21 protein-coding genes are annotated in these 19,981 nt (G+C 62.4%); 12 read left to right on the top strand and 9 right to left on the bottom strand.

The features are described from left to right. Positions 1–109 precede the first annotated feature (109 nt). The 4 genes from ADN01_RS12180 to ADN01_RS12165 all read right to left on the bottom strand — a co-directional run bounded on the left by ADN01_RS12180 (position 110) and on the right by ADN01_RS12165 (position 2,729). Positions 110–517, bottom strand: coding sequence for a helix-hairpin-helix domain-containing protein (locus tag ADN01_RS12180; protein WP_062417612.1), 408 nt, complete (start codon positions 515–517; stop codon positions 110–112). 81 nt (positions 518–598) lie between these two features. After that, positions 599–1,024 (bottom strand): FHA domain-containing protein, encoded by a 426-nt coding sequence (locus ADN01_RS12175; protein ID WP_062417613.1) that lies wholly within the window; start codon positions 1,022–1,024, stop codon positions 599–601. Between the two features lie 6 nt (positions 1,025–1,030). Continuing rightward, a complete protein-coding gene (locus ADN01_RS12170; RefSeq protein WP_160318423.1) occupies positions 1,031–1,813 on the bottom strand; it encodes an FhaA domain-containing protein in 783 nt (260 codons plus the stop codon). Positions 1,814–1,931: 118 nt separating this feature from the next. Next, entirely contained in the window at positions 1,932–2,729 is a 798-nt protein-coding gene (locus tag ADN01_RS12165) for an APH(3') family aminoglycoside O-phosphotransferase (RefSeq protein WP_075071171.1), read from the bottom strand. Positions 2,730–2,806: 77 nt separating this feature from the next. Here ADN01_RS12165 and ADN01_RS12160 point away from each other — a divergent pair, with 77 nt between their 5' ends. Both ADN01_RS12160 and ADN01_RS12155 read left to right on the top strand, forming a co-directional pair. Next, positions 2,807–3,220: an archease gene (locus ADN01_RS12160; RefSeq protein ID WP_062417615.1), complete on the top strand. Its 414-nt coding sequence runs from the start codon at positions 2,807–2,809 to the stop codon at positions 3,218–3,220. Positions 3,221–3,239: 19 nt separating this feature from the next. Then, positions 3,240–4,691, top strand: a complete 1,452-nt coding sequence (locus ADN01_RS12155) for an RtcB family protein (protein ID WP_062417616.1) — start codon at positions 3,240–3,242, stop codon at positions 4,689–4,691. On the opposite strand, the gene ADN01_RS12150 is transcribed toward ADN01_RS12155, so the two are convergent. Both ADN01_RS12150 and ADN01_RS12145 read right to left on the bottom strand, forming a co-directional pair. Further along, positions 4,688–5,173, bottom strand: a complete 486-nt coding sequence (locus tag ADN01_RS12150; protein WP_062417617.1) for a YbaK/EbsC family protein — start codon at positions 5,171–5,173, stop codon at positions 4,688–4,690. The two genes, ADN01_RS12155 and ADN01_RS12150, sit on opposite strands and share 4 nt — an antisense overlap. Further along, the gene (locus ADN01_RS12145) at positions 5,170–6,258 is read right to left on the bottom strand and encodes a CehA/McbA family metallohydrolase (protein ID WP_062417618.1); all 1,089 of its coding nucleotides are present in this window, start codon (positions 6,256–6,258) and stop codon (positions 5,170–5,172) included. The genes ADN01_RS12150 and ADN01_RS12145 overlap by 4 nt, the downstream gene beginning before the upstream one ends. A gap of 99 nt (positions 6,259–6,357) precedes the next feature. Here ADN01_RS12145 and secG point away from each other — a divergent pair, with 99 nt between their 5' ends. The 10 genes from secG (at position 6,358) to ADN01_RS12095 (ending at position 18,214) form a co-directional block, all read left to right on the top strand. After that, complete coding sequence (gene secG, locus ADN01_RS12140) at positions 6,358–6,558, top strand: preprotein translocase subunit SecG (protein ID WP_236691014.1); 201 nt, start codon at positions 6,358–6,360, stop codon at positions 6,556–6,558. An 84-nt stretch (positions 6,559–6,642) separates the two neighbouring features. After that, entirely contained in the window at positions 6,643–8,310 is a 1,668-nt protein-coding gene (locus tag ADN01_RS12135) for an ABC transporter substrate-binding protein (RefSeq protein WP_062417619.1), read from the top strand. A 29-nt stretch (positions 8,311–8,339) separates the two neighbouring features. Beyond that, positions 8,340–8,930: a hypothetical protein gene (locus ADN01_RS12130; RefSeq protein ID WP_062417620.1), complete on the top strand. Its 591-nt coding sequence runs from the start codon at positions 8,340–8,342 to the stop codon at positions 8,928–8,930. Next, a complete protein-coding gene (locus ADN01_RS12125; RefSeq protein ID WP_062417621.1) occupies positions 8,927–9,475 on the top strand; it encodes a cob(I)yrinic acid a,c-diamide adenosyltransferase in 549 nt (182 codons plus the stop codon). The genes ADN01_RS12130 and ADN01_RS12125 overlap by 4 nt, the downstream gene beginning before the upstream one ends. Before the next feature lie 7 nt (positions 9,476–9,482). Then, positions 9,483–10,211: a DUF554 domain-containing protein gene (locus ADN01_RS12120; RefSeq protein ID WP_062417622.1), complete on the top strand. Its 729-nt coding sequence runs from the start codon at positions 9,483–9,485 to the stop codon at positions 10,209–10,211. A gap of 117 nt (positions 10,212–10,328) precedes the next feature. After that, a complete protein-coding gene (gene nifJ / locus ADN01_RS12115) occupies positions 10,329–13,916 on the top strand; it encodes a pyruvate:ferredoxin (flavodoxin) oxidoreductase (RefSeq protein WP_062417623.1) in 3,588 nt (1,195 codons plus the stop codon). Between the two features lie 329 nt (positions 13,917–14,245). Further along, positions 14,246–15,460, top strand: coding sequence for an ABC transporter substrate-binding protein (locus tag ADN01_RS12110; protein WP_062417624.1), 1,215 nt, complete (start codon positions 14,246–14,248; stop codon positions 15,458–15,460). Between the two features lie 12 nt (positions 15,461–15,472). Then, on the top strand, positions 15,473–16,363 hold the full coding sequence (locus tag ADN01_RS12105; RefSeq protein ID WP_082142682.1) for an ABC transporter permease: 891 nt from the start codon (positions 15,473–15,475) through the stop codon (positions 16,361–16,363). Further along, a complete protein-coding gene (locus ADN01_RS12100; RefSeq protein WP_062417626.1) occupies positions 16,360–17,139 on the top strand; it encodes an ABC transporter permease in 780 nt (259 codons plus the stop codon). Before ADN01_RS12105 ends, ADN01_RS12100 begins: the two co-directional genes overlap by 4 nt. Positions 17,140–17,155: 16 nt before the next feature. Continuing rightward, positions 17,156–18,214: an ABC transporter ATP-binding protein gene (locus tag ADN01_RS12095; RefSeq protein WP_062417627.1), complete on the top strand. Its 1,059-nt coding sequence runs from the start codon at positions 17,156–17,158 to the stop codon at positions 18,212–18,214. Between the two features lie 92 nt (positions 18,215–18,306). Here the strand turns inward: ADN01_RS12095 and eutL are convergent, their stop codons facing one another. The 3 genes from eutL to ADN01_RS19660 form a co-directional block, all read right to left on the bottom strand. Then, positions 18,307–18,963 (bottom strand): ethanolamine utilization microcompartment protein EutL, encoded by a 657-nt coding sequence (gene eutL / locus ADN01_RS12090; protein ID WP_113918842.1) that lies wholly within the window; start codon positions 18,961–18,963, stop codon positions 18,307–18,309. An 11-nt stretch (positions 18,964–18,974) separates the two neighbouring features. Beyond that, a complete protein-coding gene (gene eutC, locus ADN01_RS12085; protein WP_075071170.1) occupies positions 18,975–19,754 on the bottom strand; it encodes an ethanolamine ammonia-lyase subunit EutC in 780 nt (259 codons plus the stop codon). Next, positions 19,747–19,981 (bottom strand): hypothetical protein (locus tag ADN01_RS19660; protein ID WP_160318422.1); only part of this gene is annotated, 235 nt, incomplete at its 5' end. The genes ADN01_RS19660 and eutC, both read right to left, overlap by 8 nt.

Genomic DNA, 19,981 nt, shown 5'->3' with positions numbered 1-19,981 from the left:
GTCAAGATGCGCGAATCATAGCACAGAGGAAAACGATCCGCCAGAGCGTGAATTTCGCGGGCGGTTTTCCTTCAGCCGGAACCGGATCGGACGGCGAGAGGGGGGCAGATCAGACTACGCGCCCGCCTTTCAGACTGTCCTGGTAGGTTTTCAGGGCTTCCAGGTCGCCCGCGGCGGCCAGGCGGGCCTGTTCAGGCCAGGTGGTCGGGTCGGCAATGCGCAGTTTGGCCTCGTCCAATATGGCCTGCAGGCGGCTGACATCCGCCTGGGCCAGGTCGGCAAAGGTGTGAATGCCGGCGGCGTGGCAGAGCTGGTTGATCTTGGGACCGATGCCTTCGATGAGGGTTAAGTCATCTTCGACGGGGGCGGCTTCGGCTTCTACGCTGAGGGGGGCGGCGCTGCGCGTGGGCAAAGCCGGCAGGGTGGGTGGTTCCGCGGGGGGCTGCTGCTTATCGCGGAAAAACCACCACAGGAAAACCAGGATGAGGACCAGCAAACCCAACCAAAAGAACAGCATAGGAAACCTCCTGAGCCTGTATGGGTACGATGATTCTATTATAGTGAGATTACGGGGAAATGAGGCCAGCTTTTCCGGCGGTTAATGGGGGGCAATGGTGACCAGCAAGCGCAGTTGACCGGCCCGCAGCTCGTCGCCAGAGATCATCACCGTGGGGGTGGTGATTTTTTCATCGTTGAGGAAAGAGCCGTTGGTAGAATTGAGGTCCTCGGCCCACCATTGATTGTGGTGGTAGCTGAGGCGCAGGTGGTGGGCGGAGATGGTGTCATCCAGCAGGGGCACATCGCAGGTGGGGTCGCGCCCCAGGGTGATTTCCATGACGGCGAAGGTGTAGGTTTTGGCTTCACCAAACTGCTCCTGCAGGGTCAGCTCGGGGATTTTGCGCACAGAGACGATCTGGCTGGTGAGGCGCAGTTCGCGCCACAGGGTGATGAAGGCCCAGCCCAGGAAGGCATATAAGGCCAGGGCCAACAGAACGCGCAGGACTAAGACCACCACAGCCGCCATGATTTTTTACTCCGTGATCGGGCGGGGCAGCACAGGCAGCTGCCCGGTATCGCCCTTGTGCTGGGGCACGTCTTCGCCGTAAATCACCGGTACGCCCGCCAGCGAGATGACATCCCCCGGCTTGAGGGTGTATTGGGTGATGCGGTTGCTGTTGACGTAGGTGCCGCCGGTGGAGTTGAGGTCAAAGAGCACATAGTGGCCGCGCACGGCGCGCAGTTGAGCGTGGCTGCGCGAGACGCGCGGGTCGTCAATCACCAGATGGTTATCCAGGCGGCGGCCGATGTTGATCACCGGCAGGCGCAATGGGAAGGTGCGCGTTCCGTCAATGATCAGGAAGGCATTGGCGGGGCGGGGATCCTGGGTTTCGGGCTCGGCGGCAGCAGGGGCGATGGAAATGACCGCGGTAGAGCCGGTGGCCTCTTGCGGATAGGCGGCTTCCACGCGGAAATCGCCGCTGGTCAGCTGCGGGTCGGCTTGCAGGCGCAGGTTGGGGGCTGCTGGAAAGTATAAATCGGTCTGGCTGACGGCCTCTTGCAGCGCACCGCTGAGGGCGTCCAACATTCCCTGGCGCTCCTGCCAGTAGGGCAGGTCTTCGGGGGGCAGGTGCAGGGTGAAAAGGTTGGGGGCGGCCTCCGGCTGGGATTCAGAAGCCTGCATGGCGCCCTGAATGGCCTCGGCCAGGCGGTTGGCCAGCGAGATGTCACGGCGGTTCCCCGGCAGAAGCACGGCGCTGCTGCCTTCGATGAACTCGCGCAAACGACTTTCGATGAGATCCAAGGATGTTTTCATACCGGCTTGTGCTACCTGCTGGGGCGGGAACCAGGAAAAATTCGGACGCAGAAAGGCTCTGAAAACGCCGGAGAAATCCCCAACACCCGGGGCGCGCATGGTTCGGCGGTGATGAGGCTCAGAACAGCTCGTCTAACCAAATGTAATACCTTATTTTATCCCAATCTGGTTCGATTTCAAGCCATTTAAAAAACAGATCCAGGGGTTCCCGGCGGCCGCCGCAGGTGTGCTGAAGGGAACGCACGCACAGGGCAATATCCAACCAGGGGTCGGCCACCCCGCTCCTGCCGACATCAATAAAGCCGCTGATACGCCCGCCGCGGACCAATAGATTTTCTCTACCCAGGTCGCCGTGGGTGAAGCCCCATTCTTCCGGCGGCCGGTGGGTTTGCAGGTGCGCAGCCAGGGACTCGGCATCGGCAAAGGGGGTGTCGGCTTCCCAGTCGGTGCGCTCCACGTCCGTCAGTTGGCGCGCCAACAAAACTTCCAGCTCCTGCAGGCGCTGATCCAGGCCGTACGGGTAGGGGCAGTCCGCGATGCTGACAGAGCGCAAAAGCTGGACGGCCTCGGCGTAGTGCCGCGCCAACCGTTCTGGGTCAGGCTGCTGACGCTGATCTTCGCAAACCGCGGTGCCTTCTGCCGCGCTCATCAGCAGGAACCGGACGCCGGCGTATTCCTCGTAATGCAGCACCTCCGGCACGGGCAGCCGGTCCTGTAACCACAGCAGCAGGTCTTTCTCGCGCTCCACATCGTAGGAGGTGCCCTGGCAGCGCCGGTCGGAGGTTTTGAGGTACAGAGTCGGCTGGCGGCCGGTGAGGGCATACACGCGGGCGGGAGACTGGCCGCGGGAGTCGGGCGTCCGCTGGTACCCGCGCAGGAGGGCGCTCAATTGTTTGGAAAGGGTTAAATCCGGCACGGCAGGCGACTCTCTTTGCGGGTGAGGTGGGCGCGCTCCCGCGGAGGGAAGGCGCGCGGCGTATAATTATACTGAAGATGAACACGATCGCTGAGGGTTTTGAAGAAATTGCACACACGGCCGACCTGAGCCTGCACGTTTGGGGGGCAGATTTGGGGGGTCTTCTGCGCGCCGCGGCGCGGGGCCTATACGCGCTGATGGGGGTGCGCTGGGCGGCGGGCCCGCGCCAGGAAGCGGAACTGGTTTTGCAGGCGGAGGACGCCGAAAGCCTGCTGGTGCAGTTTCTGGCCGAGCTGCTCTACCGTTGTGAGGTGGAAAGCACGGTGTTTGACGACCTGACGCTGACCGTGGAGGGCGGCACGCTGCGGGCGGTGCTGCGCGGCAGCCCGGCGGCTGCGGTGGGCAGGAGGGTTAAAGCGGTGACGTACCACGCTCTGGAGGTGCGCCCCACCCCGCGCGGGCTGGAGGCGACCCTGGTGCTGGACGTTTGAGTTAAAAAAGGAGGCGGCCGTGGTCACAATTCATGATTTGACGCCGGTCAGCGAATTCGAATGGGAGATTCCGGCGGATGCGCGTAAGGGCATGCGCGTGGGGGTGCGCCTGTTCGCCACGCGGCGCCTGCTGGAGGCCGTGCTGAAAGATAACGCCGTGCAGCAGGCCGTTAACGCGGCCTCTTTGCCCGGGCTGGCCGGGCCGGTGGTGGTGATGCCCGACATGCACCAGGGCTACGGCTTCCCCATCGGTGGGGTGGCTGCCACCGCCCTGCCGGACGGGGTCATCTCGCCGGGGGGCATTGGCTACGACATCAACTGCGGGGTGCGGCTGATGGCCTCAGCGGTGCCGCTGGAGGCGGCGCAGCCCTACCTGGAGCGGCTGGTCACGGCCCTGGATCAGCACTGCCCCAGCGGGGTGGGCACCGCGGGCAGTTTGCGGCTGAGCGATGCCGATCTGGAAAAGGTGTGCCGTTTGGGGGCGGGCTGGGCGCAGCAGCGCGGCTGGGCCACCGAGATGGACCTGCGGCGCTGTGAGGACGGCGGCTGTTTGCCGGAGGCCGACCCTGCGTCTGTCAGCCCGCGGGCACGTGAAAGGGGCCGCACGCAACTGGGCACGCTGGGGGCGGGCAACCATTTCATCGAGGTGGGGGTGGTGGAAGATGTGTACGATCTGGAAGCCGCCCAGGCGATGGGCCTGGAGCCGGGCTGCCTGACGCTGATGATCCACTGCGGTTCGCGCGGTTTTGGCCACCAGATCTGCACGGATGCGGTGCAGAGCCTGCAAGGGGCGGTGCGCCGCTACGGCATTTCCATCCCTGACCGGGAACTGGTGTGCGCTCCGTTGGATTCACCCGAGGGCCGCGCCTATTTGGGGGCGATGCGTTCCGCGGCCAATTACGCCTTTGCCAACCGCCAGATCCTGGCGCATCAGGCGCGGCTGGCCTTTGAAGCGGCTTTGGCGGGGGTGGTGCGCAATTTTCACCTGCACCTGGTGTACGACATCACCCACAACATCGCCAAGCTGGAAACGCACACCCTGAATGGGCGGGCGCAGCGCGTGTGCGTGCACCGCAAAGGGGCCACGCGCGCCTTTGGCCCCGGCAGCCCAGATCTGCCGCCGGAATACGCCCACACCGGCCAGCCGGTTCTGGTTCCGGGCAGCATGGGAACGGGCTCCTGGGTGCTGGCGGGCACGGCGGAGAGCATGGAGCGTTCGTACGCGTCCAGCTGCCACGGGGCTGGGCGGGTCTTCAGCCGCAGCCAGGCCAAGCGCGAAATTCGCGGCGAGGCCCTGCTGCGCGCCCTGGAAAAGCAGGGCATTCAGGTGCGGGCGGGTTCGATGGGCGGACTGGCCGAAGAAGCCCCCCAGGCCTATAAGGATGTGGATGAGGTGGTGCGCACGGTGTGCGGCGCCGGCATCACGCGCAAGGTGGCGCGGCTGCGGCCTGTGGCGGTAGTCAAAGGCTAGTCTGCGGGGGGGCGGGTGCTGATGGGGGCCAGGCGGGCGCGGGTCAGGCTGACCAGGGCGTCCACCGGCAGGCGCAGATTCAGCCCGCGCTGCCCGCCGGAGATGTGAATCTGGCCGTGGGTCTGGGCGGATTCGTCCAGGAGCACGGTGAAACCTTTTTGGAGCAGGGCCAGGGGAGAGATTCCGCCCGCCTGCAGGCCGGTGATCTGCTCGGCCTCGCGCTGGGTGGGGATGTGCACCTTTTTCTCGCCCACCAGGGCGGCGATGGCTTTCAGATCGGCTTCGGCATCCCCAGGGATGACCGCCAGGATGGGTTTGGCGGGTTTGGCCCGCACCACCACAATGGTCTTAAACACAATTTGCGGGGGGACGCCCAGCAGGGCGGCGGTTTCCAGCGCGCCGATCTTTTCGGGGGGCAGTTCAAAGGCGGTGTAAGCGATCTTGCGGCTGTCGAGCAGGCGGGTGACATTGTTGGTGATCATGAGACCCTCGCGCGGGGGTGCGGGGCGCGCACGTAGATGGGGTTGCTGAAGATCCAGCCGCGGCGTTTGCCCAGAAAATCCAGATAGGCTTCCACGCGGTAGGCCCCCGGCTGGCTGGCGATGAAGGAGCAAATCTCCTGCCCGCGCCAGGCTTTGACCGGCTTGCCGTTGCACAGCAAACGGCAGTAGGCCGGGGCTGGCAGGCGAATTTGGAAGGTGATGCTGCCATGCAGGGGGATTTCTTCGCCCAGCGTGGCAACGGCGTTGAGCCCCTGAGCGGTGAAGCGGAAGCCGTGGGTGGGGTGGGGCAGGTCGTAACCAATGAAGGAACGCCCAGCGCGCAGGGCGTCGTAGATCATGCGCCGGTCTTCGAGCAGGTTCTCGCCCAGGGGGCGGGGGGTGAGCAGGTGGTTGTTGATGGCGCGGAAGTGAAACTCGTAGGGGTAGATGACGCGGTGCAGGGGGCCCATGTGCATGTGCAGGGCGTGCGCGTCCGAGCCGCCCACGGCGGTCAGCCGGCGTCCCTGGCTGAGCAGTTCATCATATTTGGCCAGGGTTTGGGGCAGGGGGGCATGCGCCAGGTATTGAGGGAACAGGGCATAAAAAACGGCTTGCAGACGCGAATGCGCCACGCTTTTCAGCTCGCTCAGTCCATTCCACAGCTCAAAACCGGTGTAGCCTTCCACATCCCAGGCCACCCAGGAGATATCATCCTCGCCAAACGCCGGCATGGCTGGATCCCAGGGGTGAGCGATGAAAGACAGCCCCCCGGCTTGTTCCACCTGACGAATCAGGTTCTGGGGGTCGGGAGCAAAGGTGGTCATCTCGCGGTTGGCGCCAAACACCAGCAGGTGGTTCTTTTGGGGCTGGCGGGTGCGGTCGTGCACCTCTTCTCCGGCGATGAGCAGCATGCGCCGCCCGTTAGCCGAGCGGTAGCCGTCTACGCCGTTGACCCATACATTGTGATCGGTGACGATGACGGCGTCAATGCCGGCGCGTAAGGCCGCCTGGGCGATATCCTCATGGCTGCCGGAGCCGTCAGAATAGGTGGTGTGCATGTGGAGGTTGAGGGTGAGTTCGTGCATACGCGGTTGACGATTCCCATATAAAGACAGTATAATCAGGCCTGCTTGTAGAACCTCAGGAGGCTATCTGTGAATATTTCGGGATACTTTGATATCGCATTGATTATAACGTCAATCGCCCTGATCGTCAGCGTGATCTTGCAGAACAAGGGTGTGGGTCTGGGCTCGTTGGCGGGCGGCGATTCGGGCACAGTGTTCACGGCTCGGCGCGGGATTGAAAAGACGCTCTTCTACATCACCATTGGCTTGAGCGCGCTGTTCTTCATTCTGACGCTGGTCACGGTGATCCTCAGTAAATAACTTGATCGTCCGATTGAATCACACAGGGAGACTCGACGAGGGCTTCTCACCCGCAGGGGGGACAGCCCTCTTTCGTATTCCGCTATGAAAAAGCTACGCTGGCAACTGATCATCATATTCCTGACCGGCCTGCTGGTCGGTATTTTGCTGTTGGCAGACCAGCCCGGCGGTCCGGTCACCAGTCTGACCCCGCAGCCTGCCCGCGGCGGTGTGTATACCGAGGCGCTGATCGGTTCGCTGCAGCGCCTGAACCCGGTGCTGGATTATGCTAACCCGGTGGATCGCGAGGTGAACCGCCTGATCTTCAGCGGGCTGGTGCGCTTTGATGCGCGCGGTGTGCCTGTGCCGGACCTGGCGGAGACCTACGGCATCGCCAAAGACGGCACGGTGTACAACTTTGCCCTCAAGCCGAACCTGCGCTGGCACGACGGCGAGCCGGTCACCGCGGACGACGTGGTTTTCACCATTGATCTGATCCGCACCGGCGGCGAATGGGTTCCGGAGGACATCCGCAGCTTCTGGGAAGAGATTGACGTCATTGTGCTCAGCGACACGGATTTGCAGTTCCGCCTGCCGGAGCCGTTTGCGCCCTTCCTGGACTACCTGGCCTTTGGCATCTTGCCCCAGCACATTTTGGGCGGCAAAACGCTGGAGCAGGTGGTGAACGAACCCTTCAATTTGCAGCCGGTGGGCACCGGCCCCTACCGCTTTGACCAACTGGTGGTGGAGGACGGCAAGATCACGGGTGTGATGCTGAAGGCCAACGAGCTGTATTACGAACAGCCTCCCTTCATTGAACAGTTTATCTTCCGCTACTACCCCGATTCCGCGGCGGCTTTGCAGGCTTACCGCAACGAGGTGGTGCAGGGGATCGGCTACGTTTCGCCGGATGTGCTGCCGCAGGTGTTGGCCGAGCCGGATTTGGCGGTGTATTCCGGCCGTCAGCCGCAGCTTTCGATGGTGCTGTTCAACCACAAAGACCCTGAAGTGGCCTTTTTTGAGGATAAGGAAGTGCGCCAGGCCCTGCTGAAAGGCACCAACCGCCAATGGCTGGTGGACCGCCTGTTGGGCTCGCAGGCCATCGTGGCCGATGGGCCGATTATGCCGGGAACCTGGGCCTATTACGATAATTTGCCGCACATTGATTTCGACGTGGAAGCGGCGCGCGCCCAGCTGAAGCGGGCCGGGTATGTGGAACCGGCGGAAGGCGACCCCATCCGCCAGAAGGACGGCCGCGCGCTCAGCTTTACCCTGCTGTACCCCGATACCGAATTGCACCGTCAAATTGCCGAGGTGATTCAGAAGAACTGGGGCGATTTGCAGGTGGACGTGAAGCTGGAGGCGGTGGCCTACGACCAGCTGGTGAATGAGCGCCTGGCCAACCGTGAATTTCAGGCGGCCCTGGTGGATTTGAACCTGACCCGCTCGCCCGACCCTGACCCCTATCCCTTCTGGGATCAGGCGCAGGCCACCGGCGGGCAGAATTATTCCCAGTGGGATAACCGCAACGCCAGCGAGTACCTGGAACAGGCGCGCGTGACCGCCGATTTGGGCGAGCGCGCCCGGCTGTACCGCAATTTTCAGGTAGTGTTCAGCGATGAAACCCCCGCGCTGACCCTGTATTACCCGGTGTACACCTACGCGGTGGACCGCGGGGTACAGGGGGTGCAGATGGGGCCGCTGTTTGACAGCAGCGACCGCTTTGCCACGGCCGCGAAGTGGTTCATGCAGGCTACGGTGGGCGGGCAATAATCTTCAGCGGGTGAGATGGGAGGGGAAGCATGGCGGCTTGGTGGGATCAAGACTTGCTCGTGGTGCGCGCGGCGGCGTATGAGCTGAAAGAATATTTGCTCGGGCGCACCTTGTATTGGCCGCTGTACGGCGCAAAAGCCCACGACGGCTTGCCCAGCCGCATCCAACGGCTGACCCCCGGCACGCTGATGTATAGCCAGCGGCGTTTGCTGGCGGCGCCCTTACCCGCGGCGGAACAGGCCCAGGCAGATGCCTGGAACGAGACGGTGGCTGCCACGCGCGAGGCCTGGAAAAGCCATTGGATTCAGAAATCCACCCAGGAATTTGCGGCCCGCCTGCGGCTGTGGCAGGCAGAGCTGCAGGAGCTGTTGGCCGAACCGCCGCGTTCACCCCAGACGTATGCCTTTGCGGTGCAGTGGCGCTGCTTGTTGGATCTGCTGGCAGACGAGATCCCCGCGGATACGCCCAACCTGACGGTGCTGACGGGGTTGGATCACCGGCTGCGGTTGGCGGGCCAGCCCGGCAGCTTCGTTTGGGCTGCGGTCCTGCAGCCGGCCTTTGACCCGCAGCGTTTTTGGTATCTCTACTTTCAAGTGCATCAGGCGGCAACACCCTCATGACCCGTTTTTACACACGCAAAGGCGATGACGGCACCACGGGCGTTTTGGGCCCGGGGCGGGTTTCCAAGACGGATGCGCGCATGGAAGCCCTGGGCAGCGTGGACGAGGCTTCGGCGGCCCTGGGCATGGTGCGCAGTTTTGCCCTGGGGCAAGACACCGCCGCGCTGGTGATGCAGGCGCAGCGCGACCTGTATGGGCTGATGGGTGAGGTGGCCGCCACCCCTGAAAACGCCGAGACCTTCCGGGCCATCACCCCCCAGCGGGTGGCCTGGCTGGAGGCGCAGATTGATGCGCTCAGCGCGCAGGTGAGTCTGCCGCGCGAATTTATTGTGCCGGGGGATACGCGCCCTGGAGCTTTTTTGGCTTTGGCGCGCACGGTGGTGCGCCGGGCTGAACGGCGCGTGGCCGTGCTGGTGGAAGCCGGGGAACTGCAAAACCCCGAGCTGCTGCGCTATTTGAACCGCTTGTCTTCATTATGTTTTGTGTTGGAGTTATACGAATCTCAGGCGGCGGGCCGCGCTGGCCCGACGCTGGCCAAAGATTAAGGATGGTATGACAGGTACTTTATTAAATACGGCTGCGGTGGTGTTGGGGGGTGTTTTGGGTACAGTCTTGGGCGACCGGCTTCCTGTGCGTTTTCGGCAAACGGTGATTTCGGGTTTGGGCCTTTTTACGCTGTTATACGGCGTGCAGATGTTCCTGAAGACACAAAATTCGATGCTGGTGCTCGCCAGCGTGCTGGTGGGGGCGGTGTTGGGCGAGTGGTGGCAGATTGAAAAAGGGCTGGAATGGATCGGCAAGGCCCTGGAGCGGCGCTTTATGCCCGCCGAGGACGGCTCCGGCGCGGTATCGGGGCAGTCGCGCTTTTTGCGCGGGTTCATGACGGCCTCGCTGGTCTTCTGCGTGGGGCCGGTGGCCATTTTAGGCTCGATTCAAGACGGCCTAACCGGCGATATCAGCCTGCTGGCGATCAAATCGGCCCTGGACCTGGTGATGGCGCTGGCCTTTTCGGCTTCGCTGGGGGTGGGTGTGGCTTTCTCCGCGTTGATCATTCTGGCCTATCAGGGCGGGCTGAGCCTGCTGGCGGCCCAGGCCCAAACGCTGGTGACGGCGCCGATGATGACCGAGATGACGGCGGTGGGGGGCGTGCTGCTGGTGGCGGTGGCGGTGAGCGGGATTTTGGAGCTGCGGCCGGTGCGCACCGGCAACATGCTGCCGTCGCTGATCGTGGCCCCGTTGGCGGTGGCGGTGATGGCGCTCTTGGGGGTGACTCTGCCTTAAGCTGGCAAAATTGCGGGGAACAATCCGGGCTGGGTCATGATATAATGGATGTATCGTATACCATATATCTTTGACCCGGCCTGATTTTTTGTATTCCCCTTTCTCCCCGGAGGATCCATGACAACTGAAAAGACAGTAACCGTTGATGCCAATGAGGCAACTGCTTATGTTGCCTACCGCACGAACGAGGTCATCGCCATTTATCCCATTACGCCCTCCTCCGGGATGGGCGAGCTTTCGGATGAGTGGGCGGCGGCGAACATCCCCAATGTGTGGGGCAGCGTGCCCCTGGTGGCTGAAATGCAGGCCGAAGGTGGGGCGGCGGGCGCGGTGCACGGCTCGCTGCAGACCGGTGCGCTGACCACCACCTTCACCGCCTCGCAGGGCCTGCTGTTGATGATCCCCAACATGTATAAGATCGCCGGTGAATTGACCTCGACGGTCTTTCACGTTTCGGCGCGGGCGCTTTCGTATCAGGCCATTTCCATCTACGGCGATCATTCGGATGTGATGGCCACGCGGGCCACGGGTTTTGCCCTGATGGCTTCGCGCTCGGTGCAGGAAGCCCACGATATGGCGCTGATCTGCCAGGCAGCCACGCTGCGGGCGCGGGTTCCCTTCCTGCACTTCTTTGACGGCTTCCGCACCTCGCATGAGGTCAACAAAATCACCCTGATCCCCGAAGATGTGATGCGCACAATGATGGATCCGGCTTTGGTGGCGGCCCACCGCACGCGGGCCTTAAACCCGGAGCGGGCCTTCATCCGCGGCACACTGCAAAACCAGGACGTGTATTTCCAGGGACGCGAGTCGGTCAACCCGTTTTACGCGGCTTGCCCAGAGCATGTGCAGGCGGCCATGGATCAATTTGCGGCGCTCACGGGCCGCGCCTATCACCTGTTTGATTACGCCGGTGCGCCGGATGCGGAGCGGGTGATTGTGATCATGGGTTCGGGTGCCGAGACGGCCGAAGAGACGGCGCGCGTTCTGGCGGCGCGGGGCGAGAAGGTGGGCGTGTTGACGGTGCATTTGTTCCGGCCCTTCTCCATCGCGCATTTCATCCAGGCTCTGCCGTCCACGGTGCGCACCCTGGCGGTGTTGGACCGCACCAAAGAGGCCGGTTCCAGCGGCGAGCCGCTCTACCTGGATGTGGTGGCGGCAGTGCAGGAAGCCGCGGCCGAAGGCACGAGCCCCTTTGTTAATCCTCCGCGGATTTTGGGCGGGCGCTACGGCCTGGCCTCGAAAGAATTTACGCCGGGCATGGTGCAGGGCATTTTTGCCGAGATGGCCAAAGCCAAACCCAAGAACCATTTCACTGTGGGCATTCACGACGACGTCAGCCACACCAGCCTGAGCTATGACCCCACCTTCTCCATTGAGGGGGACGAGACGGTGCGCTGCGTGTTCTTTGGCCTGGGCGCGGACGGCACGGTGGGCGCCAACAAGAACTCCATCAAGATCATCAGCGAAGAGGGCGGCAATTTTGGTCAGGGCTACTTTGTGTACGATTCCAAGAAGTCCGGCTCGGTGACCGTTTCGCATCTGCGCTTTGGCCCCAAGCCCATTCGCGCCCCCTATCTGATCGGGGAAGGCGACGCCAATTTTGTGGCCTGCCATAACTTCTCCTTCCTGGAGCGCTTTGACATGCTCAAGTATTCCCGCCCGGGCAGCGTGTTCCTGCTGAACAGCCTGTACGGGCCGGAAGCGGTGTGGGATCACCTGCCGCGCGAGGTGCAGCAGGCGTTGGTGGAAAAGAAACTGAAATTCTACGTGATTGACGCGCACCATGTGGCCGAGGCGTCGGGCATGGGCAGCCGCATCAACACCATCATGCAGACCTGCTTCTTCGCCATCAGCGGCGTGCTGCCGCGGGAGGAGGCCATCGCCCAGATCAAGAAATCCATCAAGAAGACCTACGGCAAGCGCGGCGAAACGGTGGTGCGGCAGAACTTTGAGGCGGTGGACAACACCCTTTCGAACCTGAAGGAAGTGGCTGTTCCGGCGCAGGTGAGCAGCGCGTTTGGCATGCGCGCGGCCATGTCTGAATCGGCCCCGGCCTATGTGCGCGAGGTGTTGGGCGAAATTTTGATCAACAACGGCGACGCCCTGCCGGTGAGCAGGATGTCGGCGGACGGCACCTACCCCTCCGGTACGGCCCAGTATGAAAAGCGCAATATCGCGCTGGAAATTCCCACCTGGGCTTCGGAACTGTGCATTCAATGCGGCAAGTGCGCTTTGGTGTGCCCGCACGCCAGCATCCGCATGAAGGTGTATGCGCCGGAGGCTTTGGCGGGCGCGCCAGAGACCTTCCGCTCGATGGACGCCAATTTCAAAGAATTCCCGGGGATGCGCTTCACCATTCAGGTGGCGCCCGAAGACTGCACAGGCTGCGGCCTGTGCGTGGAAGTCTGCCCGGCCAAAGATAAGGCACAGACGGGGCGCAAGGCCCTGAACATGGCCCCGCAGCCGCCCCTGCGCGAGACGGAGCGGGCGAACTGGGAGTTCTTCCTGCAGCTGCCGGAGGCGGACCGCACGGCCTTCCAACCCACCACGGTGAAAAATTCTCAGCTGCTCCAGCCGCTGTTTGAGTTCTCGGGGGCTTGCGCGGGCTGCGGCGAAACGCCGTATGTCAAGCTGGTCTCGCAGCTCTTCGGCGACCGCGCCATCATCGCCAACGCCACGGGCTGCTCCTCGGTGTACGGCGGCAGCCTGCCCACCACGCCGTGGTCGGCCAACCGCGACGGACGCGGCCCGGCCTGGTCGAACTCGTTGTTTGAGGATAACGCCGAATTTGGCCTGGGCATGCGCCTTTCGGTGGAAAAGCAGAACGGCTTTGCCCGCGAACTGGTGAAACAGCTGGCCGGTGAAATTGGCACGGTGCTGGCCGACGGACTTTTGGGAGCGGAGCAGAGCACGGAAAGCGGCCTGCGCGCCCAACGGGAACGCGTGGCGGCCTTGAAAGATCGGCTGGTGATGATGAAAGACCCGCGGGCAGGCATGCTGATGGGCGTGGCGGATGCGCTGATCCGCAAGAGTGTGTGGCTCATCGGCGGCGACGGTTGGGCCTACGACATCGGCTACGGCGGTTTGGACCACGTGCTGGCCAGCCCCTACAACATCAACGCTCTGGTGCTGGACACCGAAGTGTATTCCAACACCGGCGGGCAGGCTTCTAAAGCTACGCCGCGCGCGGCGGTGGCCAAATTTGCCGCCAGCGGCAAAGGCATGGGCAAGAAAGACCTGGGCATGATCGCCATGTCTTACGGGCATATCTATGTGGCGCGGGTGGCGCTGGGGGCCAACGACGCGCAGGCGCTGCGGGCTTTCCTGGAAGCGGATGCCTATGACGGCCCGTCTTTGATCATCGCCTATTCGCACTGCATCGCCCACGGCATTGACATGAAAGAGGGCCTCCAGCAGCAAAAACTGGCCGTACAGGCCGGGGTTTGGCCGCTGTACCGCTTCAACCCGGCTCTGGCGCGCGAGGGCAAACCGCCGCTGGCGATTGATTCCAAGGCGCCGACTATTCCGGTGGAAGATTATGCCTACCGCGAAACGCGCTACCGCATGCTGACCATCAGCAACGAGGCCCGCGCCGAAGAGCTGATGCAGGCGGCCAATGAGGATGCGCGCTTCCGCTGGGAGCGGCTGCAAAAGCTGGCGGCAGCTTACGCTGAGTTGAGCGCGCTGACCAGCGAATCCTAGTTCTTGATTAGGGTGTGATACTGGAATTCTGCCTCGCCTCCACCGAGGCGGGGCAGAATTTCCGGATCGGAGTATGATCATCCTCATATATCGGTTGCATAATGGGCATTTTGGGGTTAATATTAGGGTATCCTCTCTGCGGGATGTGGGTGTTTTAAAGGGAGGTCCGTACAAACGGATGAACCCTATCCCCTGGTGATACCCTTGAAACATTCAAGGAGGTGATCCCCCGAAGCCGAAAAATCAAACGTATTCCGTTCTAGCAGCCCGCTGAGGCTGCGCCTTCAATGTTCAACCTTTAGATTCGTTCGGAAAGAGAAGAGAACCTTATGAAAAAGAACTTGTTGGTCACGCTGAGTTTGCTGGTGATGGTGGCGATGGTTTTGGCCGCCTGCACCCCCGCTGCAACCCCTGCCCCGGCTGAACCTGCCGCCCCGGCTGCCCCGGCTGAACCCGCTGCCCCCGCCGAACCGGCTGCTCCCGCCGAACCGGCTGCTCCGGCTGCTGAAGCCACCGGCATGGATGCTCTGATCGCTGCGGCCAAAGCCGAAGGCGAGCTGACCGTCATCGCTCTGCCCCGCGACTGGGCGAACTATGGCGAAATGATTGACACCTTCTCCGCGAAATACGGGATCAAGGTTAATGAACTGGACCCCAACGCCGGCTCCGGCGATGAACTCCAGGCCATTCGCGCCAACAAAGACAACAAAGGCCCCCAGGCTCCGGACGTGATTGACGTGGGTCTGTCCTTTGGCCCCATCGCCAAAGACGAAGGGCTGATCACCCCCTACAAAGTGGCCACCTGGGATTCGATCCCCGAGAATTTGAAAGACGCTGAAGGCTACTGGTACGGCGATTATTACGGCGTGCTGGCGTTCGAAATCAACAAGAGCGCTGTCACCGATCTGCCCAAAGACTGGGCTGACCTGCTGGATCCCAAGTACAACGGTCAGGTAGCCCTGGGCGGCGACCCCCGCACCTCCAACATGGCGATCCTGTCCATCGCGGCTGCGGCGCTGGCCAACGGCGGCAAGATCGAAGAACCCCAGGCTGGCCTGGATTACTTTGACAAGATGAACAAAGCCGGCAATTTCGTCCCGGTCATCGCCAAACCCGGCACGATTGCTTCCGGCGAAACCCCCATCGCCATGATGTGGGACTACCTGGCCCTGGCCGACCGCGACAGCTTTGCGGCCAACCCGGAAATCGAAGTGGTCATCCCCAAGAGCGGTGTGGTTGCGGGCGTGTACGTTCAGGCCATCAGCGCCTATGCCCCGCACCCGAATGCGGCCAAGTTGTGGATGGAATTCCTCTACTCGGATGAAGGTCAGAATATTTGGCTGAAGGGCTATGTGCACCCCATTCGCTACAACGACATGGTTGCGCGCAATGTGGTCCCGGCTGAACTGGCCGCCAAACTGCCTCCGGCGGAATACTACGCCACGGCCGTGTTCCCCACCCTGGAACAGCAGGATGCGCTGAAGGCTGCTGTTGCCGAAGGTTGGGACAAGGTTGTGGGCGTCGAAGTCAAAGCCGCCCCGTAAATGGGATCCGGAATGAAATCAAAGCAGCAAGGGGACGCGCCTCTGGCGCGTCCCTCCCTTCCCAAAATCAACTGGAACTGGCTGGGGGTTATGCCGTTTTTTCTCTTCGCGCTGCTGTTCCTCATTCTGCCCGCCAGTTCCCTTTTTGTCGGTAGTTTTCAGGATAATCAGGGCCAGTTTACGTTTAACAACATCAAGAACCTGTTCACACCCTATATTCTGAATTCTTACAAACTGACCATTCAGGTCAGCCTGGTGACGGCGGTCGGCGGAGCCTTATTTGGCTTCCTGATGGCGTATGCCGTCACCCTGGGCGGGCTGCCGCGCTGGCTGCGCACCGCTCTGACCACCTTTTCTGGGGTTGCCAGCAACTTCGCGGGCGTGCCCCTGGCCTTCGCCTTCATTTCCACCCTGGGGCGTGTGGGTCTGGTGACGGTGATCCTGAAATCCTTAGGGATCAATATTTACCAGCAAGGCTTCAATCTGTACTCCTTTTGGGGCTTATGCCTCACCTACATGTACTTCCAATTCCCGCTTATGGTGCTGATCATCAGCCCGTCGTTGGATGGGCTGCGGCGCGAGTGGCGGGAAGCCTGTGAGAATTTGGGCGGCTCTTCGTGGCATTACTGGCGGCATGTGGCTTTGCCCATCCTGACCCCGGCGCTCATTTCCACCACGATTCTGCTGTTTGGCAACAGCTTTGGTGCCTACGCCACCGCCTATGCCCTGACGGGCGGCTCCTTGAACCTGGTGCCCATCATCATCGGTGCGCAGATTCGCGGCGATGTGCTGCACGACACCGGCCTGGGCTATGCTTTGGCCCTGGGCATGGTGGTGATCATGGGCGCCAGCATTTTGGGCTACACTGTTCTGCAAAACCGTGCGTCGAGGTGGCTGCGATGAAACGCTCTCGCTTTTGGTCCTGGTTGTGGATTGGCCTGGGCATCCTGTACTTTTTCATCCCGCTGCTGGCCACGCTCAACTTCTCGCTGCGTATGAAGAAAGACGTAATCAGCCTGATGGCGTATGAAAAGGTGCTGGCTGACCCTGGGTTTGTCAAATCATTCACCTTTTCGGCGGAGATGGCCTTTTTCACTATTTTGGCCAGCATGATCCTGATCGTCCCCACGGCCTATTGGGTGCATCTGCGGCTGCCGCAGGCCAAGCCGATTGTGGAGTTTATCACCTTACTGCCCTTCGTTATCCCCGCGATCGTGTTGGTCTTCGGCCTGATCCGTATTTTCAGCCGCCCTCCGTTTGTGTTGACCGCCAGTCCGGCGTTGTTGGTGGCAGGTTATGTGGTGCTGTCTTTTCCCTACATGTATCGAGCGGTGGATAACGGCCTGCGTGCCATGGACGTGCGCTCACTCACTGAGGCAGCCCAGTCTCTGGGGGCGGGGTGGGGGACCATTCTGCTGAAGGTGATCTTCCCCAACCTGAAGGTGGCTTTGCTGAGCGGCACGTTCCTGACCTTTGCCATTGTCATCGGCGAGCTGACTCTGGCTTCGCTGTTGGCCTGGCCTGCGCTGGGGCCGTACATGGCCTTATTAGGACAAAACCGCGCCTATGAACCAGCGGCGCTGGCAATTATGTCCTTTGCCCTCACCTGGGGCATGATTGGCCTGATCCAGGTCTTTACCCGCGGAACGTCTGGGACGGCCCTGGGCGGTATGAAATAGCACAACGAGGTCCCTCATGGCATTTTTAGAGATTAACAACGTCAACAAACGCTTTGGCCAGTTCGTCGCTGTCGAAGATTTTAACCTCAAGGTGGAGCGGGGGGAATTTGTCTCTTTCCTGGGTCCCAGCGGCTGCGGCAAGACCACCACGCTGCGCATGGTGGCCGGGTTTGAAATGCCGACGGAAGGCGAGATTTTGATCAGCGGCGCAGACGTGACCCATAAGCCGCCGAACCAGCGCAATGTGGGTATGGTGTTCCAAAGCTACGCCCTGTTCCCCAACATGACGGTGGCGGATAACATCGGTTTTGGGCTGAAGGTGGCGCGTAAGGGTAAAGATGAGATCGCCAAAGTGGTGGATGAAATGCTGGCGCTGATCCACATGGAATCCTTCCGCCAGCGCTACCCCTACCAGATGTCGGGCGGGCAGCAGCAGCGCGTGGCCTTGGCCCGCGCCCTGGCCATTCACCCGCAGGTGCTGCTGCTGGATGAGCCGTTGTCTGCGCTGGACGCCAAAATCCGCGTGGAGCTGCGCACGGAAATCCGCGCCATTCAGCAAAAGCTGGGCATCACCACCATTTACGTCACCCACGATCAGGAAGAAGCTCTGTCGCTCTCGGACCGCATCGTGGTGATGAAAGACGGGCACATCGAGCAGGTGGGGTCGCCCTTCCAGATTTACAACTTCCCCGAAACGCCCTTTGTGGCCTCTTTCGTGGGCACGCTGAACGTGGTGGACGCCGTGGTGCGCGATCCGCAGAGCGGGGCACTGACCGTGGACGGGCAGGAGATCCAAACCGCCCAGCCGCTGTCGGTTTCCGCAGGCCAGACGGTGCGCATCGCCGTGCGGCCCGAAATGCTGCGCATGACCGCCAACAGCGGCAGCGGCGGCACCAACGAGCTGAGCGGCACGGTGGACACGGTGACCTTCTTGGGCTCGATCGTGCGCGTGCAGGTGCGGCTGGAAAAGAGCAAGCTGTTCTTTGATATGTTCAACAATCCGCACCTGGTTCCCCCTCAGGTGGGAGAAAAATTGACCGTGTATTTCCCGCGCGAGGCCTGCCTGGTGGTGTAAGCGGCTAGCGCGGCAGTCTGCACGGACAAGAACGCACCCCTGAGTGATTTCAGGGGCGCGTTCTTTTTTTCTGGTGATGTTCCGGCAGCGGATCAGTATTCGATGGGGCGCCGCGCGACTTCGAGGACGGCATCCTGAAAGGCCAGGGCAGCAGCCTGACAGGCCGACTGTGTGCCGGTGAGCACTGCGCCCATGAAGTTGGTTTCGGAGGGCGGGGGGGTGTACGACGCCAACTGCACATCCGCGGCTTTGAGGGCCGCATCCAGCCCGTAGACGCCCTCCAGCGGGGGGGCGATCAGATAGGCGATGGGCGAGCCGACAGGCACGCCGCACAGCTGCGACAGGTAGCGGCCGGTCTGTGAGATGACGTGGGGGAAGAAGGCGATGGTGCCCTCGGCGTTGGCGCTGTACCACAGGGCGCGGGTGCTGAGATAGCGCAGGGCGGCGTCTAAACCGGCGCGCACCTCGGCGGGGTTGGGCCCGGCGAGCAGGGCGATGATCTCGCCCGAAAGCGGGCCGGAGGCGTGGCGCGCGCCCGCGTAAAACGAATGGGCGTAGACGACTTCCACATCGGCCATTTTGGTGGCCTCGTCAATGGAGACGTAGGTGGCGTCGTCGTTATCGGCGGTCAGCAGCCCCAGGCTGCGCTGATCGGGCCGCAGCCCCAACTGGCGGGCGTATTCGGGGGCCACGCTGGGGATCAGGCGGACTGCCAGAGCGTTGGCGGGGATGGGGTCTAAAATGGCCATGCGCACCTTCCTCACTGTTCCAGCAGCTTGAGCTTGACGCCGGCTGCCTGGTGTTGGATCATTTTCTGCGCCATCTGCACGGCGAAGGCCCCGGCTTCGAGGGGGTTGGTGCCGCCGCCGTCGTAGATATTGCAGATGACGTCCCGCTCGGCATCGGTGTGTCCGGACTGCGGGCGGTAGGCCATGTAGGCGCTCATCGATTCAGCCCGCCCCAGGCCGGGACGCTCGCCGATGAGCAGGATGAGCACGTCGGGGTGCAGCAGGTCGCCGATGTCGTTCATCACGCCCACGCGGCAGAACTGGATGAAGAAAGGCGTGCCCAGGCTGAGCCCTGCCTGGCGAAACCCAGCCTCCAGCACGGGCATGATCTTGCGCAAATTGGCCTCCACGGCCGCGGCGCTGAGGCCGTCGCCGACGCAGATCTGCACGTTGGGGTTCTTGACACAGTGCTGGCTGATCTGGGCGCGGGCCTCGTCGCTGAGCTGGCGGCCCAGATCGGGGCGCAGCAGGTATTCGGCTTTGCCGCCGGTGACGCGGGTCTGCACGCGCAGGAGTTTGAACTCGTCCAAGAGCTGCGGGTCCACGTCGCGCAGCAGAGCGTCCTGAGTCACGGCCAGATCGGCTTGAAAGAGCACCAGCGAGCGGGTGCGCACGCGCGGCCCGGCGCGCCCCACGCCGATGCGGGCGGTGGTGGCGTTCATCAGGGCAGTTAGGCCCTCGGCGTCCAGCGGGCGGTCAATGCCCGGCTCGGCGCGGGCTTCGTCGCTGGTGGGGTCGGGCAGGTCAATCACCAGACCGCCGGATGCCGCCGCGGTGGGGGCCGCGGGACTGCGCCGTGCTCAAGGTCAACCACCTCAGCCTGACCTTCCCCGGTGAACGCGAAGGGCTGCGCGCCTTGCGGTCTCCGGCCATGTTCTGACCGATGAGGTCCACCACATAAGTGGCTTCCGAGTGGTCGTCCGCAGCCTCAAACAGCACCAGCCGCTCCCCTGACCCGCGGTCGGTAAAAAGGTGCTTG

It is taken from the genome of Levilinea saccharolytica (assembly GCF_001306035.1).
Taxonomy (GTDB): Bacteria; Chloroflexota; Anaerolineae; order Anaerolineales; family Anaerolineaceae; genus Levilinea; species Levilinea saccharolytica.
The sequence above is the reverse complement of the archived record's forward strand: the minus strand, read 5'-3'. Positions and strand labels throughout refer to the sequence as shown.

Coding starts and splice junctions, on each gene's coding strand:
- ADN01_RS12180 (WP_062417612.1), bottom strand. CDS start 517: ATGCTGTTCTTTTGGTTGGGTTTGCTGGTCCTCATCCTGGTTTTCCTG.
- ADN01_RS12175 (WP_062417613.1), bottom strand. CDS start 1,024: ATGGCGGCTGTGGTGGTCTTAGTCCTGCGCGTTCTGTTGGCCCTGGCC.
- ADN01_RS12170 (WP_160318423.1), bottom strand. CDS start 1,813: ATGAAAACATCCTTGGATCTCATCGAAAGTCGTTTGCGCGAGTTCATC.
- ADN01_RS12160 (WP_062417615.1), top strand. CDS start 2,807: ATGAACACGATCGCTGAGGGTTTTGAAGAAATTGCACACACGGCCGAC.
- ADN01_RS12150 (WP_062417617.1), bottom strand. CDS start 5,173: ATGATCACCAACAATGTCACCCGCCTGCTCGACAGCCGCAAGATCGCT.
- ADN01_RS12145 (WP_062417618.1), bottom strand. CDS start 6,258: ATGCACGAACTCACCCTCAACCTCCACATGCACACCACCTATTCTGAC.
- ADN01_RS12135 (WP_062417619.1), top strand. CDS start 6,643: ATGAAAAAGCTACGCTGGCAACTGATCATCATATTCCTGACCGGCCTG.
- ADN01_RS12130 (WP_062417620.1), top strand. CDS start 8,340: ATGGCGGCTTGGTGGGATCAAGACTTGCTCGTGGTGCGCGCGGCGGCG.
- ADN01_RS12125 (WP_062417621.1), top strand. CDS start 8,927: ATGACCCGTTTTTACACACGCAAAGGCGATGACGGCACCACGGGCGTT.
- ADN01_RS12120 (WP_062417622.1), top strand. CDS start 9,483: ATGACAGGTACTTTATTAAATACGGCTGCGGTGGTGTTGGGGGGTGTT.
- nifJ (WP_062417623.1), top strand. CDS start 10,329: ATGACAACTGAAAAGACAGTAACCGTTGATGCCAATGAGGCAACTGCT.
- ADN01_RS12110 (WP_062417624.1), top strand. CDS start 14,246: ATGAAAAAGAACTTGTTGGTCACGCTGAGTTTGCTGGTGATGGTGGCG.
- ADN01_RS12105 (WP_082142682.1), top strand. CDS start 15,473: ATGAAATCAAAGCAGCAAGGGGACGCGCCTCTGGCGCGTCCCTCCCTT.
- ADN01_RS12100 (WP_062417626.1), top strand. CDS start 16,360: ATGAAACGCTCTCGCTTTTGGTCCTGGTTGTGGATTGGCCTGGGCATC.
- ADN01_RS12095 (WP_062417627.1), top strand. CDS start 17,156: ATGGCATTTTTAGAGATTAACAACGTCAACAAACGCTTTGGCCAGTTC.
- eutL (WP_113918842.1), bottom strand. CDS start 18,963: ATGGCCATTTTAGACCCCATCCCCGCCAACGCTCTGGCAGTCCGCCTG.